Genomic DNA, 1,179 nt, shown 5'->3' with positions numbered 1-1,179 from the left:
GATCGGCCTGCTCTCGTTCGGCCCGATCGCGCGGCGGGCGGCCGAGCAGCTCTCCGGGTTCGACGCCGACCTCGTCGCGTACGACCCGTTCGTCGACGCCGACGAGATGGCCGAGCACGGCGTCGAGAAGGTCGAGTTCGAGGAGCTGTTCGACCGCGCCGACCACGTCGGCGTCTACGCGCCCCTGACGGACGCGACGCGGGGAATCGTCGACGCGGACGCGCTGAGCCGGCTGAGCGAGGACTCTGTCCTCGTCAACGTGAGCCGCGGACCGGTGGTCGACGCCGACGCCCTGCTCGACGCGCTGGAGGCGGACAAGATCAAGGCGGCCGGGCTCGACGTGCTTGCGGAGGAACCGCCGGAGGACGACCCGCTTGTCGGGCGCGACGACACGGTGATCACGCCGCACGCGGCGTGGTACAGCGAGGAGGCGAAAGACGACCTGAACCGGAGCGGCGCGGCCGACGTGGCGGCCGTCCTCAACGGCGAGACGCCGGACGGCCGGGTCGATCCCGACGCCGACTGGCTGTAGCGCGGCGTCGGTCGCGGAGTGCGGAAAAGAGGGCTACAGACGGTCGAGCGCGTCGAAGTCGCCGCCGTCGTCTCCGTCGGCTTCGTCTCCGCCGTCGGAGTCGTCGCCGACAGAATCGTCCCCGTCGGTCGGATAGCTCGCGTCGAGTCCGGCGGCGAGACCGGGACCGAGGTCGTACGTGTCCCGGACCGTCTGCGCGAGGACGCCGTCGCGGTCGAAGACGACGTAGACGGCGACGAACTCGTGTGCCGCGGGGCGCAACACGAACACTTCTCTCGGGTCGTCGTCGCCACGAGAGTCGTTCACGCGCGCGACGAGCGGTTCGATCGGGAGCCGGCCCGACCGGACCTCGTCGAAGGTGTCGCTGCCGGGGCCGTCCGCGAAGAGGTACAGCGCGCCGTTAGGGTCGCCGTCGTTCGAGCGGGTGGTGATCGAGCCGACCGGCTCGCCCTCGGCGCGGATCTGCTCCCAAGTCTCGACGGCCGCCTCGAACATCCCCTCGATCCCGTCGGCGAAGCGGAACCGCGTCTCGCGGACGGTCTCGACCTCGCGGAACCGAGCGGAGCCGTCGGTCCACGCGAGCGTCGCGTCGACGACGAAGCCGGGGCGGAGCGCGTCGACCGCGTCCGCGAGGTCGCCCTCGTACC

General features: G+C 71.6%; 2 protein-coding genes. One reads left to right on the top strand and one right to left on the bottom strand.

Going from position 1 to position 1,179, the window contains the following annotated elements; translation table 11 throughout:
* A partial coding sequence (locus BN903_RS06485; protein WP_048076975.1) for an NAD(P)-dependent oxidoreductase occupies positions 1–532 on the top strand: 532 nt, incomplete at its 5' end.
* A gap of 33 nt (positions 533–565) precedes the next feature.
* On the opposite strand, the gene BN903_RS06480 is transcribed toward BN903_RS06485, so the two are convergent.
* A partial coding sequence (locus tag BN903_RS06480; RefSeq protein ID WP_048076974.1) for a DUF6663 family protein occupies positions 566–1,179 on the bottom strand: 614 nt, incomplete at its 5' end.

This window comes from Halorubrum sp. AJ67, assembly GCF_000513435.1.
Note: the sequence above shows the minus strand (reverse complement) of the source record. Positions and strands in the feature narration are given on the sequence as shown.